Source organism: Gluconobacter morbifer G707 (assembly GCF_000234355.1).
In the GTDB taxonomy this organism is placed as follows: domain Bacteria; phylum Pseudomonadota; class Alphaproteobacteria; order Acetobacterales; family Acetobacteraceae; genus Gluconobacter; species Gluconobacter morbifer.
Genome location: NZ_AGQV01000010.1, coordinates 41,222 through 66,775 on the forward strand (window position 1 = coordinate 41,222; position 25,554 = coordinate 66,775).

23 protein-coding genes and 1 pseudogene are annotated in these 25,554 nt (G+C 60.5%); 14 read left to right on the forward strand and 10 right to left on the reverse strand.

The window, feature by feature from the left end; all coding sequences use genetic code 11:
• Window positions 1-186 precede the first annotated feature (186 nt).
• Together greA and GMO_RS10395 are read left to right on the forward strand one after the other, a co-directional pair.
• A complete protein-coding gene (greA, locus tag GMO_RS10390) occupies window positions 187-660 on the forward strand; it encodes a transcription elongation factor GreA (RefSeq protein WP_008852351.1) in 474 nt (157 codons plus the stop codon).
• Window positions 660-1,889 (forward strand): threonine ammonia-lyase, encoded by a 1,230-nt coding sequence (locus tag GMO_RS10395; RefSeq protein ID WP_008852352.1) that lies wholly within the window; start codon window positions 660-662, stop codon window positions 1,887-1,889. Before greA ends, GMO_RS10395 begins: the two co-directional genes overlap by 1 nt.
• A 109-nt stretch (window positions 1,890-1,998) precedes the next feature.
• On the opposite strand, the gene GMO_RS10400 is transcribed toward GMO_RS10395, so the two are convergent.
• The 3 genes and pseudogenes from GMO_RS10400 to msrB all read right to left on the reverse strand — a co-directional run bounded on the left by GMO_RS10400 (window position 1,999) and on the right by msrB (window position 3,432).
• Complete coding sequence (locus GMO_RS10400; protein WP_040509240.1) at window positions 1,999-2,295, reverse strand: DUF1330 domain-containing protein; 297 nt, start codon at window positions 2,293-2,295, stop codon at window positions 1,999-2,001.
• 83 nt (window positions 2,296-2,378) lie between these two features.
• A complete protein-coding gene (gene upp, locus GMO_RS10405; RefSeq protein ID WP_008852354.1) occupies window positions 2,379-3,017 on the reverse strand; it encodes a uracil phosphoribosyltransferase in 639 nt (212 codons plus the stop codon).
• A pseudogene (gene msrB / locus GMO_RS10410) lies at window positions 3,014-3,432 on the reverse strand (peptide-methionine (R)-S-oxide reductase MsrB). The gene upp and the pseudogene msrB overlap by 4 nt, the downstream one beginning before the upstream one ends.
• A gap of 168 nt (window positions 3,433-3,600) precedes the next feature.
• Here msrB and GMO_RS10415 point away from each other — a divergent pair.
• The 6 genes from GMO_RS10415 (at window position 3,601) to GMO_RS10440 (ending at window position 9,968) form a co-directional block, all read left to right on the forward strand.
• Complete coding sequence (locus GMO_RS10415; protein ID WP_040509244.1) at window positions 3,601-3,792, forward strand: CsbD family protein; 192 nt, start codon at window positions 3,601-3,603, stop codon at window positions 3,790-3,792.
• Window positions 3,793-3,913: 121 nt separating this feature from the next.
• Complete coding sequence (gpmI, locus tag GMO_RS10420; protein ID WP_008852358.1) at window positions 3,914-5,452, forward strand: 2,3-bisphosphoglycerate-independent phosphoglycerate mutase; 1,539 nt, start codon at window positions 3,914-3,916, stop codon at window positions 5,450-5,452.
• Window positions 5,439-6,710 carry a murein hydrolase activator EnvC family protein gene (locus GMO_RS10425; protein WP_008852359.1) on the forward strand — a complete coding sequence of 424 codons (1,272 nt, stop codon included), beginning with the start codon at window positions 5,439-5,441 and terminating at the stop codon, window positions 6,708-6,710. The genes gpmI and GMO_RS10425 overlap by 14 nt, the downstream gene beginning before the upstream one ends.
• 128 nt (window positions 6,711-6,838) lie before the next feature.
• Window positions 6,839-8,293 carry a S41 family peptidase gene (locus GMO_RS10430; protein ID WP_008852360.1) on the forward strand — a complete coding sequence of 485 codons (1,455 nt, stop codon included), beginning with the start codon at window positions 6,839-6,841 and terminating at the stop codon, window positions 8,291-8,293.
• 23 nt (window positions 8,294-8,316) lie between these two features.
• Window positions 8,317-9,459, forward strand: coding sequence for a divergent polysaccharide deacetylase family protein (locus GMO_RS10435; RefSeq protein WP_050801463.1), 1,143 nt, complete (start codon window positions 8,317-8,319; stop codon window positions 9,457-9,459).
• Window positions 9,456-9,968, forward strand: a complete 513-nt coding sequence (locus GMO_RS10440) for an RNA pyrophosphohydrolase (RefSeq protein WP_008852362.1) — start codon at window positions 9,456-9,458, stop codon at window positions 9,966-9,968. The genes GMO_RS10435 and GMO_RS10440 overlap by 4 nt, the downstream gene beginning before the upstream one ends.
• Here GMO_RS10440 and GMO_RS10445 read toward each other — a convergent pair.
• Genes GMO_RS10445 through GMO_RS10455 form a run of 3 tightly spaced genes read right to left on the reverse strand, consistent with a single transcriptional unit; the run spans window position 9,926 to window position 13,442 of the window.
• Complete coding sequence (locus GMO_RS10445) at window positions 9,926-11,680, reverse strand: ABC transporter ATP-binding protein (RefSeq protein WP_040509249.1); 1,755 nt, start codon at window positions 11,678-11,680, stop codon at window positions 9,926-9,928. The genes GMO_RS10440 and GMO_RS10445 overlap by 43 nt on opposite strands.
• Window positions 11,681-11,724: 44 nt before the next feature.
• Entirely contained in the window at window positions 11,725-12,918 is a 1,194-nt protein-coding gene (locus GMO_RS10450; RefSeq protein WP_040509253.1) for a CCA tRNA nucleotidyltransferase, read from the reverse strand.
• A complete protein-coding gene (locus tag GMO_RS10455) occupies window positions 12,915-13,442 on the reverse strand; it encodes a DUF1285 domain-containing protein (protein ID WP_008852365.1) in 528 nt (175 codons plus the stop codon). The genes GMO_RS10450 and GMO_RS10455 overlap by 4 nt, the downstream gene beginning before the upstream one ends.
• Window positions 13,443-13,599: 157 nt before the next feature.
• Between GMO_RS10455 and GMO_RS10460 the strand changes: the two genes are divergently transcribed.
• From GMO_RS10460 to GMO_RS10480, 5 genes are all read left to right on the forward strand, one after another.
• Window positions 13,600-14,628 carry an AAA family ATPase gene (locus GMO_RS10460; protein WP_008852366.1) on the forward strand — a complete coding sequence of 343 codons (1,029 nt, stop codon included), beginning with the start codon at window positions 13,600-13,602 and terminating at the stop codon, window positions 14,626-14,628.
• A gap of 71 nt (window positions 14,629-14,699) precedes the next feature.
• A complete protein-coding gene (locus GMO_RS10465; RefSeq protein WP_245528477.1) occupies window positions 14,700-15,560 on the forward strand; it encodes a DUF58 domain-containing protein in 861 nt (286 codons plus the stop codon).
• Complete coding sequence (locus GMO_RS10470) at window positions 15,557-18,295, forward strand: DUF4159 domain-containing protein (protein WP_008852369.1); 2,739 nt, start codon at window positions 15,557-15,559, stop codon at window positions 18,293-18,295. Before GMO_RS10465 ends, GMO_RS10470 begins: the two co-directional genes overlap by 4 nt.
• A complete protein-coding gene (locus GMO_RS10475) occupies window positions 18,292-20,328 on the forward strand; it encodes a hypothetical protein (protein WP_008852370.1) in 2,037 nt (678 codons plus the stop codon). The genes GMO_RS10470 and GMO_RS10475 overlap by 4 nt, the downstream gene beginning before the upstream one ends.
• A gap of 76 nt (window positions 20,329-20,404) precedes the next feature.
• Window positions 20,405-21,025 carry an ankyrin repeat domain-containing protein gene (locus GMO_RS10480; protein WP_040509465.1) on the forward strand — a complete coding sequence of 207 codons (621 nt, stop codon included), beginning with the start codon at window positions 20,405-20,407 and terminating at the stop codon, window positions 21,023-21,025.
• Window positions 21,026-21,100: 75 nt separating this feature from the next.
• Here GMO_RS10480 and GMO_RS10485 read toward each other — a convergent pair whose 3' ends face one another.
• From GMO_RS10485 to GMO_RS10500, 4 genes are all read right to left on the reverse strand, one after another.
• The gene (locus GMO_RS10485) at window positions 21,101-22,186 is read right to left on the reverse strand and encodes a site-specific DNA-methyltransferase (RefSeq protein WP_008852372.1); all 1,086 of its coding nucleotides are present in this window, start codon (window positions 22,184-22,186) and stop codon (window positions 21,101-21,103) included.
• Window positions 22,183-22,806 (reverse strand): ribonuclease HII, encoded by a 624-nt coding sequence (locus GMO_RS10490; protein WP_008852373.1) that lies wholly within the window; start codon window positions 22,804-22,806, stop codon window positions 22,183-22,185. The genes GMO_RS10485 and GMO_RS10490 overlap by 4 nt, the downstream gene beginning before the upstream one ends.
• A 148-nt stretch (window positions 22,807-22,954) precedes the next feature.
• Complete coding sequence (locus GMO_RS10495) at window positions 22,955-23,620, reverse strand: DUF4339 domain-containing protein (protein WP_245528478.1); 666 nt, start codon at window positions 23,618-23,620, stop codon at window positions 22,955-22,957.
• Between the two features lie 24 nt (window positions 23,621-23,644).
• On the reverse strand, window positions 23,645-23,935 hold the full coding sequence (locus GMO_RS10500; protein ID WP_008852375.1) for a CsbD family protein: 291 nt from the start codon (window positions 23,933-23,935) through the stop codon (window positions 23,645-23,647).
• A 280-nt stretch (window positions 23,936-24,215) separates the two neighbouring features.
• Here GMO_RS10500 and GMO_RS10505 point away from each other — a divergent pair, with 280 nt between their 5' ends.
• Entirely contained in the window at window positions 24,216-25,550 is a 1,335-nt protein-coding gene (locus GMO_RS10505; RefSeq protein WP_008852376.1) for an efflux RND transporter periplasmic adaptor subunit, read from the forward strand.
• Window positions 25,551-25,554: the final 4 nt, after the last annotated feature.

Here is a 25,554-nt window from a genome sequence, read left to right on the forward strand (position 1 = left end):
ACAGAGCATCATCTGCATACGGGTCAGGAATGCCTCTCCCACTTGTGAGCCATTCCTTCCCTTTTTCACATTCCCACAGGGGCCGGCCTCTCAAAAAACGGGCTGACCTTGCAGAAAACCCCCTGAAATCCTATGTTGTCAGGCTGATTACCCAATTTCAGTCACGCTTTTTTCGAGGATTTCAGAGTGCAGAAGATCCCCATGACCGCAAAGGGACTACAGCGTCTCGAAGACGAGCTGCGTCGCCTCAAGAGCGAAGACCGGCCGGCTGTCATTCGTGCCATCGCCGAAGCCCGTGCCCATGGCGACCTGTCCGAAAACGCCGAATATCATGCCGCGCGCGACCGCCAGTCCTTTATCGAAGGCCGGGTGCTGGAACTGGAAGGCATTGTCTCTTCCGCGGAAGTGATTGATCCGTCCACCCTGACTGGCACGCGCGTCCGCTTTGGCGCACATGTCGAACTCGTGGACGAGGAAACGGACAAGGAAAACACCTATCAGATCGTCGGTGTGCATGAGGCGGATATCAAACAAGGCCTGATTTCCATTTCCTCCCCACTCGCCAAGGCACTGATCGGCAAGGATGTGGGAGACACCGTTTCCGTTCCCGCACCCGGCGGAGACCGGACCTATGAAATCCTGAAAGTCTCGTATCGCTGATGTCTGACGATCTGACGGTCACCAGTGTTCCTATCGTAACCCTTCAGGACATCGAGGAAGCGCATGAGCGTATTTCCACGACGGTGGTGCGTACTCCTACGGTTTCCTGCCCTGCCCTCTCCCGCCTGACGGGAGCGGATATTACGCTCAAGCTCGAAAACCTTCAGGCGATCGGCTCCTTCAAGGAGCGAGGTGCGGCCAACAAGATGGCCCTCCTTACGCCGGAAGAACGTGCCCGCGGCGTCATAACCGTCTCGGCCGGAAACCACGCGCAGGGTGTCGCCCGTCAGGCCAGTCTGCTTGGCATCAGTGCTACGATCGTCATGCCCCGCTTCACCCCGGCAACGAAGGTTGCTGCGACCGAGGCCTGGGGAGCGAATGTGGTCCTCGCAGGAGACGATTTCGCCCAGGCCTGTGAGGTAGCGGAAGATCTTCAAAAACAGGAAGGACGATGCCTCGTCCATCCTTTCAACGACCCCGCCGTTATCGCTGGACAGGGAACCGTTGCCCTCGAACTGCTTCAGGATGCGCCCGAAATCGATACGGTCGTCGTGCCCGTGGGCGGCGGAGGGCTGATTGGCGGCATTGCGACCGTCATGAGCGCACTCCGTCCCGATGTGGAAGTGATCGGCGTCCAGGTCGAGGCCTATGCCTCTCTGGCGGGCTTCCCGCAGGAGGATGGCCCCACCAGAGGCGGGGCCACCATTGCGGAAGGCATTGCCGTCACGAGACTGGGGGACCACTGCCTGAATGCCTTCCGGGGCAAAATCTCCCGTATTCTCGTGGTCAACGAGCTTCAGGTCGAGAGCGCCATCACCACGCTGGCGGAAAAGGCAAAGCAGGTCTGTGAAGGCGCGGGCGCAACAGGGCTGGCGGCCGTTCTAGCCAATCCTGACCTGTTCAAGGGACGGAAAATCGCGCTCCCCCTCTCCGGTGGCAACATCAATGCCCGCATTCTGGCCAACACGATCCTGCGTTCCCTGCTGCGTGATGGCCGGATCCTGCGCCTGATTTTCCAGATTCCGGATCGCCCCGGTACACTGGCCGATATTTCCGCCCGTATCGGTAGCTATGGCGGCAATATCATCGAGGTTTCGCATCACCGTTTGTTCGCCTCACCATCCGTTCAGACGGCAGAGCTTGTCGTCATGGTGGAAGCGCGCGATACCGCACATGCGCACCAGATCGAAACCGATCTCGCGCGTCATTACATCGTCCGGCGCGACTGATACGCTGGGCCATTCCTGCACGAAAAGTTAATTGCCCCTTGTTAGACACCCCCCTTCCTTTGCCCGGGAATGCAGGTGCTGCGGAAACGGATTCAGAGATCCCTGGCTTTTATGAGGCGGGCGCACCCTCAACGATGACAACATCATAAACGGCAGCATTACGCCGATGCTGGGCAACAGCCTGATAAGCCGGACTATCATACCAGGCCCGCGCCGCTTTCACATCAGGGAATTCGATGATGACAACCCCGTCCGGCTCCGTACCTTCAAGATTGACCTGATTGCCATAAACCGCAAGCAGCCGGGCAGAATGACCTTCGAATGTCTTGCCTACACCTTCCGTATAGGCCTTGAACTCGGCAGGATCAGTCAACTTGTGGCGCGTGAAAACAACATAGGCAGACATCGCTCTCTCCTTTTCCGAGGATGGGAACGGATACAGCGCCACAAAGATGAACCACCCGCACTACATAAGCGCGTGTGGTCCGGTCAGCGCGTTCCGAAAAGACGATCACCTGCATCACCGAGACCTGGCACGATATAACCATGTTCATCCAGGTGGCTATCGATCGAACAGGTCACGATCTGCACATCCGGATGACGTTCCCGCATATGCGCGATCCCCTCTGGCACAGCCAACAGACACGCGAAGACAGGGCTTTTCGCTCCTGCTTCCTTGACGCGCGTCAGTGCCGCCGCAGCGGAATGACCCGTCGCCAGCATGGGATCGAGAACGATACATGTCCGCCCGGGAACATCGCTGGGCATGTTGAAATAGTATTCGCTGACTTCCAGCGTTTCATGGTCCCGACGCAGGCCGATATGCCCCACGCGTGCGGAAGGAACAAGGTCCAGCATGCCGTCCAGCAATCCGTTTCCAGCGCGCAGGATGGACACGAAGCACAGCTTTTTGCCGTCCAGTTCCTCACCTTCCATTGGGCCACTCGGAGCTTCGATATGACGGGGCACGAGGGACAGGCCCCGTGTCGCCTCATAGGCCAGCAGCAGGCTGAGCTCACGTGTCAGCCGGCGGAACCCCGCCGTTGAGGTGTTGCGGTCCCGCAGCCGGGTCAGCTTGTGGCGTACCAGTGGATGGTCAAGAACAATAGGCGGCAACGCCTGACTCATGCTTTTTCTCCTGTGGCCGGGCGAAAATCGAGCGCCAGACCGTTCATGCAGTATCGTAAACCCGTTGGGGCGGTCCATCGGGAAAGACATGCCCCAGATGTCCCTTGCACCCGGCGCAATGCACCTCCGTCCGGGTCATGCCGAAACGATTGTCCTCGGTTGTTTCCACTCCTTGGTCAAGCGCTGCGAAAAAAGAAGGCCATCCGCTGCCGCTGTCATATTTCGTTTCGGACGAGAAAAGCGGGCGGCCACACCCCGCACAGGCATAAAGCCCCTGGCGCTTTTCATTGTTCAGCGGACTGGAACCCGCCTGTTCCGTACCATGCTCCCGCAGGATACGTCGCTGCTCTGGCGTCAGTCCGACCCCACATCCACCTCCGGTTCCATCCGCGGGGGTGCCACACCGTTCTGTCATTATCATTCTCCGGAAAAACAGGTTGGGTTCTGCCTGAAACATTCCCTCTTGCGGCGATATCTCCGGGAAAACGGACCAATGTCTTTTCCATGTCCCGCAGGGATATCAACGCAACTTCCCCAGATCAGGGTCGTTAGAGTGTCATAACCCATACGGGAGGACATCATCATGAGTTCCATGAAAGACAAGGTCAAAGGCACCGCAAATCAGGTCGCCGGCAAGGTCAAGGAAGAAGTGGGTCGTGCGACCGATAACGAGCGCCTCGAAGGTGAAGGCGTAGCCCAGAACATCAAGGGCAAGGCCCAAGAAACGAAGGGCGATGCCAAGGACACCGTCAAGCGGGGTATTGACAAGCTCTGACGGCTTTTCGCAGTCACGAAAAATCGCAACGCCCGCCCTTCCGGCGGGCGTTCGCTTTTGTGCGGAAAGATGGCATGCTGCCCGATATTTCTCCGTCCTTATTCTTTCGGGAGCATTGACCATGTCCGAACCTGCCACTTCCCCCCGTCGTCCTGTCATGCTGGTCATTCTCGACGGGTTCGGCTGGCGGGAGGATGAGTCCGACAATGCTGTCAGGCTCGCCCACACCCCCACGTTCGATGCGCTCTGGAATGGCAGTCCCCACGCTTTTCTGAAAACATCCGGTGAGGATGTCGGTCTCCCGGACGCACAGATGGGCAATTCCGAAGTTGGTCACCTGAATATCGGCGCCGGTCGTGTTGTCATGCAGGAACTGCCACGCATCTCCCGTAGTGCCCGGGATGGTTCGCTCGAAGAAAACCCGGCCCTGAAAGAATTCATCAGCGCCCTGAAAACATCAGGGGGAACCTGCCATCTGATGGGTCTCGTCTCTCCAGGTGGTGTCCATGCCCATCAGGACCATATCCTCGCTCTGGCAAAAATTTTGGACGCTGCTGGCGTGCCCGTTGCGCTGCACATCTTCAGCGATGGCCGCGATACGCCTCCACGTTCCGGTGAAGACTATATCGGTACCCTGCTGAAAGCCCTGCCGAAAGGCATTCAGGTCACCACGCTCAGCGGGCGATACTACGCCATGGACCGTGATCGCCGCTGGGAGCGTGTCGGTCTGGCCGTCAACGCCATCCGTGACGGTGAAGGCCGCCATGCCACAGATGCCCTGTCCGCCCTGAAAACCAGCTATGCCGAGGACAAGGGAGACGAGTTCGTCATTCCCACCGTTCTTGGTGATTACAAGGGCATGAAGGATGGAGACGGCATCCTGTCCTGTAATTTCCGGGCTGATCGCATCCGCCAGCTTCTGGACGTACTGGTTCTGCCTGATTTCGATGGTTATGACCGTGGTCGGATGGTAAAATTCGCGGCGGTCTGCGGAATGTCTCGTTATTCCGACCATCTGGCCCCCTATATGAGTGTGCTGTTCCCCAAGATCCCTCTTGAGGACCTATTGGGCGATGTCGTCTCGAAGGCAGGCAGGACACAGCTCCGGATGGCGGAGACGGAAAAATATCCGCACGTGACCTACTTTCTGAATGGTGGTCGCGAAGTGCAGTTCAAAGGAGAAGAGCGCATCCTCGTTCCTTCTCCGAAAGTGGCGACCTATGATCTCCAGCCCGAAATGTCAGCACCCGAACTGACAGATCGGGCCGTGGAAGCCATCGAGTCCGGTCGCTTTGACATGATCATCCTGAACTTCGCTAATCCTGACATGGTCGGGCATACCGGCTCCCTCCCCGCCGCCATCAAGGCCTGTGAAACAGTCGATACCGGGCTCGGGCGCATCAGCAATGCCCTCGCCAAAGCCAGTGGCGTACTGCTGGTTACGGCCGATCACGGCAATTGCGAAACCATGCGGGACCCGGAAACCGGAGGCGTTCACACCTCCCATACCCTGAATGTGGTGCCTGTCATCCTGGCCCATGCGGAAGGCTGGAAAATTCACGATGGCCGTCTGGCTGATCTGGCTCCGACCATTCTTGCTCTGATGGGGCTGAAGCAGCCTTCCGCCATGACAGGCGTGTCCCTGCTTGAAAGCGTCTGACCCTTTCCGGATCCTGCCTCTGGTTCTGGTTTTCTCGCCCGCGCTGGGAGCGCCGCACTCCCATCACCGCTCCCGTGCACAGGTGACCCGGCCGAGTGCTGGCGAAGAAGCGCTGGCACGCGCACGCGCCGCCCGAAAGGCGCTTCAGGCCCGGCAGACGCAGGAAGCCGCCACGCTCCGGGCCAGACAGGCCGCTTCCAATGAAGCCGAGCGTCGCGCGCGCGAAGCCAGTGCCCGCGCCGCAACACTTGGCGTACGGACCCAGACGGTCCAGACCGCCCTCCAGGACACGCAGGACAGGATCGCGGGTCTCACGGCCGAAATTGCGGCCCTGACAGCCAGACGGAATGCCGTCCGGCAGGATATTTCCCGACAGAACGCGGCTCTTCAGCCTCTGCTGCCCGTGGCTGTCCGCTTTTCCGTCACGCCCGATGCCGCCCTTCTGGCCGCCCCTTCCAGCGCAACCGACAGCGTGACGGCACTTTCGGTCATGAGAGGATTCTCCCGCCTGACCCAACGCCGCGCAGCGTCCCTTCAGGCCCGGGACGACGAACTCCGTCAACTCGAAGATACGCTGGGAAAGCGTCAGCAGGACCTTGACTCACTCCGTCAGGAGCAAGTTCAGGAACACGAACGGGACGCTGCACAGACGCGCATTGCCAGCCGCCACGCGGAGATGGATGACGCAACGGCACGGAAAGCGAAGCAGGCCGTGACCGAAGCCATGCGGGCAACAGCTGATCTCTCGGCGGAAATCGAAACCCTGTCCCGGCAGGAAGCCGCCGCCCGTGCGGCTCTTGAGGAAGAAGCCCGCACCCTTGTCCGCCGCCATCAGATCCGACAGGCGCAGCAGGCCCATTCTCAGGCGCAGGCCCTCTCGTCCGGTGGCACCGGCGTGTCCAGCGGTCATGGTCACGCGCCTGTATCCGGGCGCGTCATGGTCCGCTGGGGACAGGAAACGGAAGCCGGCCCTTCCACCGGTATTACCTATGCCGCCGCATCAGCCGCGGGCGTACAGGCCCCCTGCGCAGGCCGAGTCGAATTCTCCGGGCCATTCAGGTCCTTCGGCCAGATGCTGATCCTCGATTGCGGACACGATTACCGTTTCGTCCTTTCGGGTCTGGCCTCACTAGGTGTTTCCAGTGGACAGAACGTGAAAAAAGCGGCGACACTGGGCCAAATGCCCGCTTCGGACGGCCTTCTTTTCGTGCAGTTGCGCCATGGCGCGCAGGTCGTCAGCCCCGCCCCCTTTCTCTGAGCCGTTTTACGCTCGGGTCAGGACATTGTAGGATTGCATCTTAATCATTTGGCAACTCGGAATGGCCTAGTCTGCGCCTCAAGAGACGCCGGAAAACACGTCCCTTCGTTCCCGAGGATGGAGATCACATGAAGTTCCGCACTGGCCTGTTGCTGGGCACCGCCTTTCTGGCCGGACTGGCCGTCGGACCGGGCGCCCTGCGTCTTGCGGGTTCCGGCGACTTCCCCGGCGCTGCCATCGCCCGTGAAATTTCCCATGACAACAGCGCCGAAACCGTCCGTCTGCTGACGCTGCTTGGCACCGTCATAGATGTCGTGAAAGCCGAATACGTCCATCCTGTCTCTGACAAGGATCTGATCAACAACGCTTTGGACGGCATGGTGGGAAACCTCGATCCCCATTCATCCTACATGACCGCCGCTCAGTTCCATGACATGCAGACGGAAATTTCCGGCAAATTCGGTGGTCTCGGTCTTCAGGTCCAGGCTGAATCCGGCCACGTTCGCGTCGTGTCCCCGATTGACGGCACACCGGCAGCCCGTGCAGGCATCCAGCCAGGCGATTTCATCACCATGGTGGATCACAAGAGCCTCGACGGCATGACGCTGGACGCAGCCGTCCGTAAGATGCGCGGTGATCCGGGAACGAAGATCAGCCTCACCGTCATCCGTCCCAAGACAGGCAAGACCATGACGTTCGACATGGTCCGCGAGATCGTACACGTGCAGATCGTGAAATCCGCCCTGTATGGCAGCGCAGGCTATATCCGTCTGACGGAATTTGATGACGCCCTTGAAAGCGACATGCACGCTGCCTTTACCAAGCTGAAAGCCCAGGCCGCCAAGGCGCCCGGCGGCAAGCTGACGGGCCTTATCATCGACCTGCGCTCCAATCCCGGTGGCAAACTGGATCAGGCCGTTGCCGTTTCCGATGATTTCATCAAGGAAGGAGAAATCGTCTCCATCCGTGGGCGCCATCCGGAAAACAACCAGCGCTGGGATGCCCGCGGAACGGACATCACGAATGGCCTGCCCATCGTCGTCCTGACCAATGGCGGATCGGCCTCGGCCAGTGAGATTGTGGCAGGGGCGCTCAAGGATCATCACCGCGCGATCATTCTGGGTGAAAAGACATTCGGCAAAGGCTCGGTGCAGACCCTGATTCCGATTGGGGATCAGGGAGCCGTCCGACTGACGACGGCGCGGTATTACACACCGTCCGGCCGTTCCATCCAAGGGCTTGGTATCACGCCCGACATTCCCGTGGCGGAAACCAAGGATGACGACGCCTACGGTTACCGCGAAGCCGACCTGTCCCATATCCTGACCAATGTGGGTGGCAACCGTACGGCCGAGGCACCCAGAACTGACCTGCCTGACATTGCGAAATCCATTCCCAAGATGCCGCCGGCGAACTGGCCTGCCTTTGATCTGACCAAACCGGCAACGGACTTCCAGCTGCAACAGGGTCTCAAGGTCGTAAACGCCATGGCTGGCGTGGCCAACAACACCCCCGCCACAGCTCAGGCGACAGAAGTCAAGGCCAGTGCGCCGGCCACAAAACCGGCAACCCAGCCTCACTGAGACAGGAAAAGGACGCCCTGGACTTGCCGCATTCTTCCGCCTCATTCCGTCCTGGGATATGGCGCCGTCTTCCTCTGATTGGACGCCTTCTGGTGATGTTCTGGGGCCTCGTCCTTGCAGGAAGCGCTGCGGCAACGGCGTTCTTCCTCCATCATGACGATACGCCTGCCTTTGCATTGCCGGATGTCTCAACCCGCGCCGGGAAAGCCACTCCGGCAACTATCATGACAGCGGGCAAGGCACCGTCAGCCATTGCTCCGTCCTTACCCGCCCCTCCTACCGATCTCCCTCCGGCGGCACGGATGGCGCAGACATCATCGCCTTCTCCGGATGTTCAGCCAGTCTCGCAGACGTCATTTCCCTCTCCGACCGCTCCTGCATCCTCAGAGCCTCCCCACGGGACAGAAGTATCCATACCAGACGTGCAGGCTGTCCTGGCCAGTGGGAAAAGTGCATTAGGCATTGTCCTGCAGGGCTTCGGATATTCCGACGCGCTAACATACGAAGTCCTCGCGCGCATTCCGTCTGCCGTTGGTGTCGGCGTGTCACCTTATGTGAGCAACATCCAGGACGTCATGGCCCGCGCCAAAACCGCTCATCATGAGATCTATGTCACGCTCCCCATGCAGGGCGCCCATCCCGAACATATGGACGAAGGGCCGCATGCCCTAGGTTATGGCAACACGGAAGCCAATGACCGCCGGGAACTGGAGTGGTGCCTGACGCGCGCTTCCGGCGCGACAGGACTGACGGACGCTTCGGAGAACGGTGACGATCAGGCCGGGGGCGGATATGCCACATCCCCCGAATTTCAGCCCATCGCAGACGTCATCGCGAACCGGAATCTCCTGTATCTGGCAGGTTCGGCCACGGATGATCGGCGGACCCAAGGCATGACGGCCACGGCATGGATCAATGGAGACACGGACGCGAACACGCTGGACCAGCAATTCGCAGCAGTGCTTCCCTCTCCGGGGAAACCGGCGAGAATTCTTGTCATGCTCGGTCCACTGACACCTGTTGCAATCGACCGCCTCAGTCACTGGCTGCGAGGACCGGCCGCACAGTCTTTCGTACTGCTTCCTCCATCCGCTTTTGCGGATCATGGCAACACCGACGGTCAGACCGCAGATCTGAGCGCCCGCAAGACACAGGTGCCCTTGTGAAAGATTTTTCTCATCTTCTCTATCGCCCCAATGTCGGCCTAGCGCTGTTCAACCCGGATGGACATCTCTTCATTGCCCGACGAGCCGATCTTCCGGGAAATATCTGGCAGTGCCCACAGGGTGGCATTGATGATGGAGAAACGCCGCAACAGGCCGCTTTCCGGGAAATGGAAGAAGAAATCGGAACGCGACGGGCCACCCTGCTTGGGGAACGGGAAGGCTGGATCAATTACGATCTTCCTGCCCCTCTCATCGGGCGCGCACTGGGCGGCAGGTTCCGGGGCCAGACACAGAAATGGTTCATTCTCGGCCTTGACGGTCAGGACAGCGAGATCCGGCTCGACCTGCACACACCCGCAGAATTCAACGCTTGGGAATGGGTCGAACCGACGGAACTGCTGAACCGTGATCTGGGGTTCAAGCGTCCCCTTTACGAAACGCTCCTACCTGACCTGACGGCCATCTATCAGGCCGCTTCCAGCGATTGGTTGCGCACCAGACGGGCATAAAGCCCGTTCTTTCGCAGCAGCTCGACATGGGTACCGCACTCAACGGCGCGACCGTCATTCATCACCACAATAACATCCGCCGCCTGCACCGTTGAAAGACGGTGCGCAACAATAACCGTCGTCCGTCCGGCCCGCAGATTGGCCAATGCGCCCTGCACCCGGGATTCGCTTTCGGAATCCAGCGCGCTTGTTGCTTCATCCAGTAGGAGAATCCGTGGATCACGCAGAAGCGCCCGTGCCAGAGCCACACGCTGCCGCTGTCCGCCGGAGAGACGACGCCCGCCAGGTCCGACCCGCGTTTCCAGTCCGTGTGGCAGATTCCCTACGAAATCCATGGCAGCCATGTCACAGGCTTTCTCGACCTCCTCACGAGAGGCCGAAGGAAGACCGATCCAGATATTCTCGATCAGAGACATATCAAAAAGGGTGGTATCCTGACTGACATAAGCGATGGAATCCCGAAGTGACCCCAGGGTCAGCTGTCGCAGATCCACCCCTTCCAGAAGAATGCGCCCCTCACTGACATCATGGAGCCGGGGAATGAGTGACAGGGCCGTGGACTTGCCCGCGCCGCTCGGTCCTACCAGCGCAACCGTCTGTCCTGGACGGACATCCAGAGACAGGTCTTCAAGACCCATACGCCCGTCTTCGTAGCGATAGGCCACATGTTCGAACGTCAGGTGACCATGTCCGGGCGGCAACGGGCGGGCGTCGCGCCGCTCCGTCACCGCAGGGGGTTCGTCAATAACAGTAAAGACACGCGCCAGTCCGGCCAGACCTTCCTGAAGGGCGGTATTCAGGGAACCAAGAGCCCGAATCGGACGAGCCGCCGTTAGAAGAGCAGCAATGAAGGCTGTGAAATCCCCCAGCGTTGCGCCCCCCATCGATGCACGCCAGCCGGCAAAACCGAGGACACCGGCAACCGCCGCTCCGCCCAGCACTTCCAGAACCGGGTCCACGCGCGCACGTCCCGTGGCGATCCGTAGAAAGGCGTCATGCAGCAGATCCAGCGAGTCATCCACACGCTCGCTTTCAAGCTCTTCCATCCGGTAGATGCGGACCTGCCGCGCCAATGCAAAACTTTCATTTAGAAGGGCGGATGTCTCGCCGATCTGTTCCTGCATACCACCGGATGCCCGGCGAACGCGCTTGCCCAGCTTCTGGATAGGGACAACTGCGATTGGATACAGAACAAGGGCAATCAGGCTCAGTTCCCAGTCCGTCACGATCATCGAAATCACTAGTCCAACAACTGTAATGGCGTCGCCCAGTGCGTTGACCACCCGGATCATGGCCTCCCGTATGGACACCGCATCCGTCGTGAAACGGGCCGCCCACTGGGCCGGAGCTTCCTGCTCGATCCGCGAAATATCGGACTGGAGAGCATGACTGAACATCTTCGACTGAAGACCGCGGATGACATTCAGGACCAGCCCCTGAACCGCAATGGTCTGCCCATACTGCGCGGCAGCCTTGAGGCCCGTTACAATCACCACGAGAGCCGGCACCTGATAGAGAATGCGGGGATCATGCGACGAGAACAGGTCCACAGCCCGCTTGATGACAGCGGGGTAAAGAGCGGTCAGGGCCGCCATGATCACCGTCAGGACAATCACCGAAACAATGCGCCCCACATGCTGGCGCATCTCCTCGCGCCAGATGCGTTTCACAAGAGTTCGGCTATCGGTGTCCAGGGCTGTCGTTTTGCTCATGCGGCGGGTTTAGCAGGAGTAGGCAAAAGGACGAAACCGGTCCGTCATCCATGCCGGGCGAGATAGCCGATACAGGCCTCCCGATCCGGGCGGCATCCCTGTTCCAGCCACCAGGTCCGTCCTTTTTTCAGCCAGTCTCCCATCGCCGGCCCGGGCCTCAGACCTTGCGCCAGCGCATCCTGGCCCGAAAGCGGGAAATCAGGCCGTGGCATCCTGCGCAGCCGGAGACGCAGCCGGTCCCAGTCCACATCCGGCCTAGCGACAGCCTGCGCCTGTGCAAGCCAGCTTCGATCAATGAGTTTCGCATGCGTCTGAACGGCCAGCGTCCGGCGCAGGTCATCATCCGTCAGGGCAGGATGAAGAACGGGAGTATCCTGGGAAAAAACCGCCAGCCGGTTCCGATCTGCCTTCGAAAGCTTCAGCCGCTCCCCTGCAACACGACTACATGAAGTGCATAGCGCGAACAGCCGCATGAGAGGATCAACAGGCGCATTACAGGCCAGCAACCGCACCAAAGACGAACGATCCGGCTGCGGAAGCAGAGCCTGCAACAGTCCGACCGCCTCCATGCCGGCCAGGGTTTCCAGCAAACGGGGACCCGCAAGAATTTTCAGTATTTCCTGGGCAACCCGCTCTGCGGACAGGGCCCGAACCAGATCAAGGCTTGCAGAGATGGCTGCACAGGCTTCCGGGTCCGGTACTCCCTGCCCGTATCGCGCATCAAAGCGAAAAAACCTTAGCGCCCGGAGCGCATCCTCGCGCACACGCTGCGCGGGCATGCCCACGAAACGGACGCGATGCGCCTTCAGATCTTCCATACCATGAAAATAGTCGTGCAGGACGTCATGCCGGTCCAGAGACATGGCATTGATCGTGAAATCGCGGCGGGCCGCATCCTCTTCCCAGTTCCCTGTCCATGCCACAACGGCATGACGGCCATCCGTCTCCTCGTCACGACGCAGGGTCGTGATTTCGTATGGGACATGACTGATCAGGGCCGTCACCGTTCCATGATCCATACCGGTAGGAATGACACGGATACCAGCGGCTTCAAGCAGTTCCTGCACGCGCTCCGGAGGTTCTGGCGTCGCCAGATCCAGATCGTTCAACGGCACATGCCGCAGCAGATCCCGGACCGAACCGCCAACAAGCCGCGCTTCAGGCAGAATGGTCCATATCCTGTCCAACCCACTCCGATCGCCAAGTTGTCGCAGCAGACCAGCCGCCTTTCCGCTCATGGCAGACGGGAAAGCGGGAAAAAGCAGTCCTGACTCCACACACCCAGACAGGCCCTCCCCGCGCTTTGACCGGGAACCGCAAGGGCAGCGAGCTCATAATAAACGGCGCGTGTCAGACGGGCGCGGATCGGGAAAGCTCCCTGTCCGTTCCGGAGAAAGATGTAGGGGATGGCAGCACAATCCTCATCGGCAGGACGATCCCAGTCACACTCCAAGGGATGATCGGCTCCGATACAGACCAGTTCGTCCATGTTGGTGCGAAAGCAGAGATTCTGGTGCCGGCCGCAGGTTCCGCGGAAATCCAGCTCGACCGCCGTGAAAGGTGCGTCCTCCACCTGGATGATTCCACGTTCCATGGGAGTCTGGAGCCAATACTGGCCTGCTGGATCCCGGGTCAGCATGGACGAGAACAGGCAGAGCATCGCTTTGCGGCGGATGGGCGAGCCACGATACAGCCAGGTTCCGTCCCGCCGGATCAGAAAAGGCAGCAGCCTTGGACCGGCCGACGCCGTCGTGGAAGACATCGAACATTCCGGAATGGGGAAAACGTCGGATCGGACTGGACCCGGGCACTCATGATCGCTCAATTTTCCCTCCGACTGGATTAAAAAACTCTCTTCTCACACCAAGTTGGGTGCAATCGAGCCTTGATGAAACCCCCACACCTGTCAGACTGGTGTCATGAGCGAGCAGCAATTTTCTTCCGGCGTTTCCGCCGGCACCCTGCAGGGCGAAGCGGACGTGGCTGAAGCCGATCGTCTCGCCCCGGTTCTCCGTCAGGTCCGTCAGGCCACAGGCGGCATTGTGCTGGGACAGGATAGCGTCATCGAACAGATCCTCGTCACCATCCTGGCGGGCGGTCACGCGCTTCTGATCGGCGCACCCGGTCTTGGCAAGACGCTTCTGGTCAATACGGTGTCCCATGTGCTGGGACTGGATGCCACCCGCATCCAGTTCACGCCGGATCTGATGCCGTCCGACATTACCGGTGCGGAAATCCTCGACCAGGATGCGAACGGCCACCGCGCTTTCCGCTTCCTTCCGGGACCGATCTTCGGACAGCTTGTCTTGGCCGACGAGATTAACCGCGCCAGCCCGCGCACACAGTCTGCCCTGCTTCAGGCCATGGCGGAACATCGCGTGACGCAGGGCGGGAAGGACTATGCCCTGCCCCGGCCATTCCATGTGCTGGCCACACAGAACCCGATCGAGCAGGAAGGAACCTATCCTCTGCCCGAAGCGCAGCTCGACCGTTTCATGCTGGGCATCAACCTGCACTTCCCCGACCGGCAGGCAGAACGGCAGATGCTGCTCCAGACCACAGGCGCCACAACGGCCCAGGCGCCTGTCCTGATGGATGCGGCTTCCCTTCTGTCGGCGCAGGCGCTCGTCCGCCGGCTGCCAGTAGGAGACCAGATCGTGGATGCCATTCTGACCTTGACCCGTTCCCTGCGCCCGGATGATCCAACCGCTCCAGCGGAAGTCCGCGAGGCTATTGCCTATGGCCCCGGGCCGCGTGCGGCACAGGCCCTGATGATCGCAACCCGTGCCCGTGCCCTGCTGGATGGCAGGCTTGTGCCCAGCCTTGATGACATCGCCGCTCTGGCGGAGCCTGTCCTCGCACACCGGATCGGGCTTGGATTCGGCGCGCGTGCGTCCGGGACGGACAGCACAACGCTGACCCGCAGACAGGTCCAGACGATCCTCTGAACGCCGTGAAAAGCCCGACTGAAACGCTTCGCGGACTGTTCTCCCGCCGGAACAGGACCGCGGCCCCGTCCGTGACCGCTCCGGCCGAGGCGCTGCCCCTTCCCGCGCTGGTCCTGCATGCGGAACGGATTGCCTCCAGCCTGTATGCTGGTGTCCATGGCCGTCGCCGGACTGGTAGCGGTGAGGATTTCTGGCAGTTCCGCCCCTATCATCCTGGAGAACCGGCCACTGCCATCGACTGGCGCCAGTCCGCCCGCTCCCCGATGGAAAACACGTTCTGGGTACGGGAAAGGGAGCGCGAAAACGCCCAGTCCCTGATGCTGTGGTGCGATCCCTCCGCCTCCATGGAGTGGCGCTCATCCAATGCGCTTCCCACCAAGGAAGAACGCGCGCGTCTGTGTACGCTTGCCCTGGCCGCGGCGGCCCTGCGCGGCGGAGAGCGTGTCGGCCTGCTGACAGGGCCGGAAACCGGACGCGCCTTCGCGGGACGGCAGGTTCTCCCCCGGCTGGCAGAAGCCCTGCTGCATCCCCGCGAAAACGAGCCCGATCTGCCGCCCGTCGCTCTCATACCGACCCGGGCCGATCTGGTCGTGGTCAGCGATTTCCTGTGGGAAGAAGACCGAATCGACGCTTTCCTGCGAGACTGCTCCCGCCATCCCGTCCGCACGCATCTTCTCTGCATCCTTGATCCGGAAGAACGCAGCTTGCATCAGGCCGGACGCATCCGCTTCGAGGGACTGGAAGGTGGCGTGCTGACCCTCTCCGCCATGGAAAGCCTCGATCAGGCCTACGATCAGGCCATGACGGCCCATCTGGATGCCCTTACCCGGAGCGCAGCATCTCTGCATGTGGACTGCATTCTCCACAATACGTCCCATGATCCCCTTCCAGCATTGCTGGCCCTGCATATGGCGATGGGAGCAGGCCGATGATCCTGCTGTCTCCTCTCCTCCTGCTCGGCCTTCTGGCGCTTCCCGCCCTCTGGTGGCTGGTCCGCGCCACACCGCCCGCTCCACGGGAACGCGCCTTTCCCTCACTGCTGATCCTCAACCGGCTGCGGTCCGTGCGAGAAGACGCCGCGCGCTCCCCGCTCTGGCTCCTGCTGCTGCGCCTGGCGGCCGTCGCGCTCGTAATCCTGGGATTGGCCCGTCCTGTCCTGATCCCGCACGATAACGGACAGGAATCCGCTCCGCTAACGCTGGTTCTTGACGATGGCTGGGCAAGTATCCCCCACTGGAACGAACGGATCGCCGCGGCGCTGGCCCTCGGTGAAGACACCCTTCGGCGTGGTCATGCCGTGACCCTTGTTCATACTGCGCGTGGCCCGGACGGCGCCCTTGAAGAACCGTTCACGACCCGTGATGCTCATGCCTTGTCAGAACATCTTTCCCGTCTCCGCCCCCAGCCCTGGCCAGTTGATCGTCGGGCACTGACGAAACTCCTGCATCATCAGGACCTGTCCGGACAACGGATTCTTCTCCTGTCCGATGGATTGGCAACCAGAGAGGATGCCGAACTGAGGGCCGCTTTCACCCGCGCCCGCTCCGTGCAGGACATGCGCTGGAACATCTGCGATGTTCTTCGCCTGTCGACCATCCGGAAGCCGGACGGCGCACTGCATGCCCGCGTGGAGGGTCTGTCTTGCCCGTCCCGCACACTGACGCTGCATGCCGTCTCCGCCAGTGGCGGCACGCTGGCGACCTATCCACTGAAGGTGGGACAGGATCAGGCTCTGTCGCTGCCCGCCATGCTGCGCAACCAGCTGGACCGGCTGACGATTGAAGGCGTGCACGGTCCCGCCGGCCTGCACCTGATGGGGCAGGCTGACCGTCGCCGGCCCGTCGGCCTGCTTCAGACACCCGGCGACACAACCCCTCTCATCGGGTCCGCCTTCTTTCTCGACCGCGCTCTCCAGACCCTGTCAGACCTGCATTCCGGCGATGCATCTGCGCTGCTCTCTTCACCGCTTTCCGTCCTGATCGCCACAGATGGCGCACTGTCCGGCGAACAGACTCGCAGCCGTGTCCTGAACTGGGTCCGTCACGGTGGGATGCTGGTCCGTTTCGCAGGGCCGGGCCTTGCAGCCGAGCAGGCGCCGGACCAGAACACGCCTCCCGACGGGAGGCCGGATCCGCTTCTGCCGGTTCCGCTCATGAGTGGAATGCGTCAGTTGGGTGGTCCCATGTCCTGGGGTAAGCCGCAGGCCCTTGATGCTTTCCCTGACAGCTCTCCTTTTGCCGATCTCTCGATTCCCGCCGATGTGACCGTCTCCCGTCAGGTTCTGGCTCGCCCGGAAACCGGCCTGTCCGACCATGTCTGGGCCGCCTTGGCGGATGGAACCCCTCTCGTGACAGCCCGCAGCGAAGGAAGCGGCGAGATCGTACTGTTCCACGTCACGGCTTCACCAGACTGGTCGAATCTGCCGCTTTCAGGCCTCTTTCCCCAGATGCTGGAACGGCTGATTGAGCGTTCCGCCGGTGTGGCCGGTGGTGGCCCGGCGGAGCTGGCACCATGGCGCATCGCGGCAAGTGACGGCGGCCTTGTCATGCCCCCGCCCGCGGCCCGCTCCCTGCGTGTGGATGCGCTGGGCCATACGCCTGTCAGCGTGACCCATCCGGCAGGTCTTTACGGCCCGGCACATGGCACCCATGCGCTCAATCTTTCCGATGATGCCATGCCGCTTGAGGAAGAACCTCTGCTCGGAACGGCCCTGACACCGAACGGAGCCCATCCCGACCGTCCCATCGGCCCATGGCTTCTGGTGGCAGGGCTGGCGATACTGATGCTCGATTTTCTTCTTTCCCTGCGACGGCGTGGCCTTCTGGGCGTTATCATGATGCTTGGCGTCACGTCATCCGGACTTCGGGCGCAGACCACGCTGCCCCCCTTGCCGGCCAAGGTTCCCCAGGCCGCACTGGAGACACGTCTGGCCTATGTCCTGACAGGCCATGAGGATGTAGATGCGGTTTCCCGGGAAGGGCTTCAGGGCCTGTCCGATTACACGACAGCCCGTAGTTCCGCCACGCTCGGCCATCCAGACGGCGTCGTGCCGGGTCATGATGATCTGGCGTTCTATCCGCTGCTGTACTGGCCCATCACGGCCGACGCACAACCTGACGCCGCCCGCACGAAAGCCCTGAACAGCTTCATGGAACACGGCGGCATCCTCCTGATCGATGAGGAAGGCGCCGGAACAGACATGGATTCCGGATCAGGGGGAGCCGCCGTCCGGGCAGCCCTGAAGCGCGTCACGGATGGCCTTGTCGTGCCACCGCTCGCCACCCTGACCGACAGGCATGTCCTGGGGCACACGTTCTACCTTCTGCATGACGGCTTTCCAGGCCGCATCGCAGGCCAGCCCGTCTATGTCGCCCGAAACGGTGATGAAGCAAATGACGATGTCAGCCCCGTCATCATCGGCAATGGAGACTGGAACCATGCCTGGGCCGTGGATGCCTCCGGGAACCATCCCTATGCCGTCCTGCCCGGCGGCGAGGACCAGCGCACGCAGGCTTACCGCTTCGGGGTGAACATGGTGCTCTACGCCCTGACCGGAAACTACAAGAGCGACCAGGCCCATTACCCGGAAATGCTCCGCCGCCTTGGCGGGGCGGCTCCGACCGGAAACATGCCCGATGGCACTATGGATGAGGAGGACGCGCCATGAGGTTCGATCTCGCTCCCATGCTGCCACTCTGGGTTCTCGGCAGCATTGCAGTCCTTGTCATCATTGGCGCCCTTTATGGCGCAGTCCGTGGGGCACGTGGGCTGATCTGGCGGGCACTGGCCGTACTGGTTCTTCTGGGCTGGCTGGCCGGGCCGCGCTCCCTTCATCCTGTCCTGAAACCCGTCCCGCAGGATGCGCTCCTGCTCGTGGACCGTTCCGGCTCCATGCAGGTCGGCGCCCGCACTGGCATTGCCGACCGGACGGCCGATCACCTGATGCAGGAAGCCGCCCATCTTCCGGGCCTGACCCTGCACCGCGTCGATGTGACCGGCACTGGTCACGGCACACGCCTGTTCAGTGCCCTGGATCAGGCTGATCTTCCACAGGGACGTTTTGCGGGAGCCATTCTCGTGACGGATGGCATGGATCATGACGTTCCTGCCCGTCTGCCCACCCGTTTTCAGGATGCAGGACACCAGATATTACCTCTCCACCTTCTCCTGACCGCCCATGGAGAAGAAAAGGACCGCCATCTCCGCATCCTCAGCACACCGCCTTATGCCATCGTGGGACAGAACGCGACGATCCGCGTTCAGATCGATGACCTTGGCGCCACTGGCGCTTCAGAAGCGACCCTTACCGTCTGCTCCGGTGACGCACCTCCAGCCACGAGAACGGTCCGCACCGGTGAGCCACAGGACATCACGGTGGCGGTCCAGCACCCGGGCGAAACCCTTGTGGGCCTCTCTGTTTCATCGCTTGCGGGAGAAGCCTCCACGACCAACAACAGCGATGTCGTGCGCATCCGGGGAGTACGCGACCGCCTTCGGGTTCTGCTGGTTTCCGGCGTACCCAATCAGGGAGAGCGCGTCTGGCGCCGTCTTCTGAAGGCAGATCCTTCCGTTGATCTAGTTCACTTCACCATCCTGCGCTCCCCCAATACCGATGACGGCACGCCCCTCTCCGATCTGGCGCTAATTCCCTTTCCGATCCGGGAACTGTTCCAAGAAAAGATTCGCAGTTTCGACCTCATCATTCTGGATGGTTTCCGCAACAGCAACATCCTGCCGGAAGAATACCTGACCAACATCGCCGATTATGTCCGCAACGGTGGCGGCCTGCTGGTGACGGGTGGGCCGGAATTCCTGCAGGACGGCTCCCTTCAGGATACCACCCTGGCCCAGGTCTTTCCCGCGCATGTCCCACCGGGCGGCATCACGGTCCAGCCCTTCCGCCCCACCCTCACCGAACTGGGGAAGACCCACCCCGTCACGGCTGGCCTGAACCCGGACTGGGGACCATGGTACCGTGCCCTGCGCTCTGATACCTCCCATGGCGAGGATCTGATGCACGGACCAGATGGCTCTCCGCTCCTGCTTCTGGACCATGTCAGTCAGGGCCGCGTCGCGATGCTGCTCTCAGATCAGCTCTGGCTCTGGTCCCGCGGAGAAGGCGGTGGCGGTCCGCAAGCCGAACTCCTGCGCCGCCTCTCCCACTGGCTGATGAAAGAGCCGGACCTTGAGGAAAACCGCCTGACCGCCCGGATCGAGAACGGTGAACTCCTCGTTGAACGCCATGCCGCAGGGCAGACCGTCTCGCCCCAAGCCTTCGTGACAGCCCCCGATGGACAGAAACATCCGGTTTCCATGACCGGTGGCAAGGGTCTGTGGCACGGGAGCCTCCATGCAGGTGCACCGGGTATCTGGACGGTCCGTCAGGATGATCTCATTGCCTTCGCCAGTCCTGTGACCCATGATCCGCTGGAGCAGCAGGATCTGCGCGCAACCGCCACGGTCATGGGCGGCCTGAGCCATCTTTCAGGTGGTGGAACGGACTGGGTTGCGGATGGTGTGCCTCACCTGCGGCAGGTTTCAGCCGGACAGGCAATGGTCGGATCAGACTGGATCGGTCTGCCCGTCAGCACGGCACCGGTTTCAGGAGAAACACGCACACGGGATCTTTTCCCTGGAGCAGCGGCTCTTGTACTGGCGATGATTTTTCTTGCGTTCGGGTGGTGGCGTGAAGGACGCTGAATAAAGATCGTGACAACTTGCGGAAGGCGCGTCATGAGACTCGCCGAACCCTATGGATCGCAGTATATTGATGCCTATGCGACTGCTTTTGAACCTGCCCCGTTTCCTGCTGATTGCGGCGATAGCAACTACGCCGCTCATTCTTGTGCCCTTGCATCACGCCCACGCCCAGACGGCGGACGAGGCTGAGGCCGAACAGGAAGCCGAGGAAAATCAGAAAAAAGCCGAAGCCCGCAAGGCTGCCAAGCGCGCGGCCCCACCTTCGGCTCTGCCAGGTGCGGAAGGCAGCGACGATGACATGGGCCATGCCCGTGTGGACGTGAATCCGACGACCGCGCTTTTCGATGCGATCAACCGTGGTTCACTGAACGCCGCAAAGGAAGCCCTGAACCGTGGCGCTGACATGAGTGCCCATAACGTTCTGGATCAGACCCCGCTGGACATGGCCATTGATCTCAACCGCAACGAGATCATGTTCCTTCTGCTATCCATGCGGACCTACAATCCGGACGGACGCATCGAAAACAGCGTGAGCGACAGTGGCATAGACACGAAAGGCGGCAGCGGCCATCTGACCATTGGCGGGAAAGCAGCCACGACTGAACGTCCTGTGGCAAAAGCCGCCTCACCGCGCTTCGATACGCATGGCGGCACACCGGACCCGTCCATCGGTTTCCTAGGATTTGCGGGGCGTTGAGGCTTCTGGACTGAACGGGGGCCGATAAAAAAACACGGAGCGAGCCTGTTCTGCCCCGTGTCCCTGGAAAACCTGTTATCCGACGTTTCGCAGCGCCTGATTTTCCTGACGCAGGATATCAAGCTGTACGAACTGTCCGTCCCGTTCGAAATACCAGAATGTCCAGCCATTGCAGGATGGGGCATTGGTCAGTGCCGCACCCAGCTTGTGAATTGACCCCCGCTGCTTTCCGGAAACCAGTGTTCCATCAGGCGCCACTGTCGCCTTCAATCTTTTCTGCCGGTCATACAGGATGGTTCCGGCGGGAAGCGCTCCGGTTTCAACGAAACTTCCGAACGGAATACGAGGCATTTCCCGCTTTGCGGGCGTGATGGCCAACTGATCAGCCGGCAGGCGCTCCTCACGCTCCACCCGCTCCCGCGCAGCCTTGACGTAATCAGGGTGCCGCTCGATAGCGATGTAATGCCGCCCGAGACGCTTGGCGACGGCCGGCGTCGTGCCGCTGCCACAGAAAGGGTCGAGGACCACGTCTTCCGCATTGGTTGAAGCGACAATTACCCGATGCAACAGACTTTCCGGCTTCTGCGTCGGGTGCAGCTTGAGGCCATGTTCGTTTTTGAGTCGCTCATTGCCTGTGCAGAGCGGCAGATACCAGTCGGAGCGCATCTGCAGGTCATCATTCAGGGCTTTCATGGCCTGATAATTGAACCGATAGCGGCTTTGTGGACTTCTGGCCGCCCAGATCAGGGTTTCATGGGCGTTGGTAAAGCGGCGCCCCCGGAAATTCGGCATCGGGTTGGACTTGCGCCAGACAATGTCATTCAGGATCCAGAAGCCGAGATCCTGGAGAATGGCGCCCAGGCGGAACACATTATGATAGGAGCCGATTACCCAGATCGTCCCGTCCTTGTGCAGGATGCGGCGCGCTTCGCTCAGCCATTCGCGCGTGAAATTGTCATAGGTGGCGTAATCGTCAAACTTGTCCCAGGCATCATCAACACCATCGACAACCGTTTCATCCGGACGCCGCAATTCCCCTCGGAGTTGCAGATTATACGGTGGATCGGCGAAGATGCAGTCCACGCTGCCATCCGCCAGTGTCCTCATGGTTTCGATACATTCGCCACGCAGAATCTGGTCTAGGGGAATTTCACCGGTCATGCTGCGTGCACCTCTGCTTCAATCATGTTTCGGATGGGCGCAAATCCGCGCCTGTGATGAGGGGTTACACCCCGGCTCTTCAGGCCTTGCATATGCGCTGCCGTGCCGTAACCGGCATTGCGTTCCCAGCCATAGGCATCGTGACGGGTGGCAAGCCGTGACATGAGCCTGTCCCGGGTTACCTTGGCGATAATGGATGCCGCGGCGATGGACAAGCTGATCCCGTCTCCGCCAATAACCATTCTGAGAGGGCAATCCAGTTTCGGGGCGTGCTTTCCGTCCACCAGGGCGAGATCAGGCCTGGCACCAAGACGATCTAGCGCCCGTCGCATGGCCAGATGGCAGGCCTGCGCAATATTGATCCGCTCGATTTCAGTCACGGATGCCGCTCCAAGGCCAATCAGTACATCCGGCTCTTCCATCAGGGCGACGTAAGCGGCGAGGCGTCGCTTTGCGCTCAGTTTCTTGGAATCATCCAGAAGGTCCGAAATGGCATCGGAAGGGACGCGACGGAATGCCACGGCAGCGGCTACAACCGGACCAGCCAGAGGACCTCGCCCTACTTCGTCGATCCCGACGACCAGCCCGCCATGAGCGGTTTCAAGGGCATAATCTGGCATTCTTTGTCTGCTCCCCGGCCGATCTGGCTCATCACGTGATCTCCGAATCGGTTTTGAATCATGGCGACTCGTAAGGGAAGCCCAAAAATTACTTCTGATCGAGATTACACTGTCAAGTGTGATCTCGAAGACTCGTTCTTACAGACTATTACAACTCTTCGCGCTGCTCATCCGCCCCCGAAGCCGGATGTGAAGAGACCTGCTTATGTTGCAGAATCTGAATATTTTTTTGAATCTGTGGCCATTGCTGGATGTTTTCAGCCACGTTGAAAGTCAGCATCATCACGCTCACCAGAAACAGCGTCGTGCCACTTCGTACGATGCGCCGGCGTTTCCAGAAATAACCCGGCAGGAAAAGCCACCACCAGAAGCCCGGAGGCTTGGCCCCGCTTTCCCTGATCGCGTTCCGATCCAGCATGAAGGCCGTCAGGAATAGGACAAGCGACATCAGCCCCACGAGTGAAAGCGTATTGAGACGCTGAATATCCGCTACATGTCGCCAGTTGAGGATCAGGAGTGTTGCCCGCTGCATCAGCCAGGGACCAACCAGCACAACCCACGCCCAGTGTTCCGGTATCCCGGCTGAAAAGCGCAGCAGCCCCGTCAACGGAGACACCAGCCCCGAACCGGCTGCCGGCCGCCATGACGATCCGAAGGACGCCGTCCAGACGAGCGTCTCCGGTCGGATCCGCTGCTGCATGATCAGGCGCAGCATTTCCTCCCGGGATACCGGGCCGATCTGCTGGCCGTTGTTCTCGTAGAACCATTCCATACGAAAAAAGCCTCCCGGAGTGTTCCGGGAGGCTTCTAGCATAAAGAGTCCTGTCTGCGTGAAGCTTCAGGAACTCTTGCGACCGAAGAAAAGGCCACCGATAATCGCACCGACAATTGTCGCAATCGCGAGGGAGATCAGGGGACGATCCTGAACGAAGGCCGTCGCAGCTTCGAGCTTCGTCTCGCCTTCATCATACAGGTCAGCGAATTCCTGCTGAGCCATACCGGAAAGCTGGTCAAACTTGCCTTCGGCCTGGGCCTTGGCGTCTCCAGTCAGACCGCCGATGCCATCCTTGACGCGCCCTTTGGCTTCATCAAGCAGGCCTTCAACCTTCTTTTCAGTCGTGTCAGCCATTTATTCTCTCCTGTATCCGCGTAGAATCCGATCCCGCAACAACGTCGTCAATCAGATCCGGTTCCCAGACGATATGATGTCTCATTAAGCCTCGAACAAGAGCCACTCAACCGTAACGGAATGTTTCGATTTTGAAATTCCAGCCCTTCGGTCAAAAACTGAACAGGATTTAAGGTGCCGTCATGGCAGGATGGAAAAGCCTGTCTTATAGGTAGAACAAAGGAAGGGAAGCTGCATCAGATGCTTCTCTCTTCAGTCGCACGGGAAAGACAGAACAACCATGAATCAGCAGACGGCCGGCTCCAGCGACCGCCTTACGGACAGCAGCCATCAGGCTGCTCCACCTGCCCCCCGCAAACGGTGGATCATCCGCGGGGTTGTCGGACTGGTTATCCTGCTGGTTCTTTTCGCCATTTTCCGCCCCCAGACCTATCTGGGAAACCGGCACAAGACCAAAGCGACAGGTGACGTACAGCCCGTCGCCGTAGCGTCCGCCCATACGGGAGACATGCCTGTCATCCTGCAACTGCTGGGTACCGTAGTTCCAATCACCAACGTCACCATTACGCCACGCGTGAACGGACATATACTCGCCGTCTATTATCAGGAAGGCCAGCACGTTCATAAGGGTGACGAACTGGAACTGATCGATCCGCGCCCCTATGAGGCCACCCTGGCCCAGTATCGTGGTACTCTCGCCGCAGATAAGGCCCAGCTTGAGAAAGCCCGCGTTGACAATGCCCGTTATCAGCGCCTGATCCGGCAGGATTCAACATCCGCCATGACCGCGCGGGACCAGGAATTCACTGTCCAGCAGCTTGAAGGCACCGTGAAGTTCGATGAAGCGAATGTCCGTAATGCCGAATTGAACGTCATGTACTGCCATATCGTGGCACCTGTAGACGGACGCGTCGGTATCCGCGTTCTCGACGCAGGCAACTACGTCACGGCGGGACAGTCCGGTGGCCTGACCATCCTGACTCAGATGCAGCCCATCTCCGTGATCTTCACGGTCCCACAAAACCAGCTTGGTGCCGTAGCTGATCATCTCCGCATGGATGGCGAACTACCCGTCGAGGCATGGAACAGCGACAACACACAGAAGATCGCGACCGGTACCGTCAAGGCGCTGGACAGCCAGATCGACACGGCAACAGGTACGGTCCGTATGCGTGGTATCTTCACGAACGAGGACGAACGTCTTTTCCCGAATGAATTCGTGAACGCTCATCTGAAGGTCACGACCCTGAAAAACGTCATTCTCGTGCCTGGAAACGCCCTTCAGACCGGTCCGGACGGCCAATTCGTCTATCGCGTCAAACCGGATATGACGGTAGAGACGATCAAGGTGCAGGTCGGAGAGACGGACAACATGAACGCCGTCATCCTGTCCGGTCTGAACGCTGGCGACCGGATCGTGACGGATGGCGTCAGCCATCTGCGCCCCGGCCAGAAAGTGTCCATCCCTGACACTTCCACGCCTGCCACACAGAACACGAAGGCCGAGCAGGCAAGCAGCCAGCAGGCCCGGCATCAGCGTAACGGTCAGCAGAGCACTGATGCGCCCCGCAAGGACAACGATCCGGCCTCCTCCGCCACGCCCGGCAACCACTGACCGC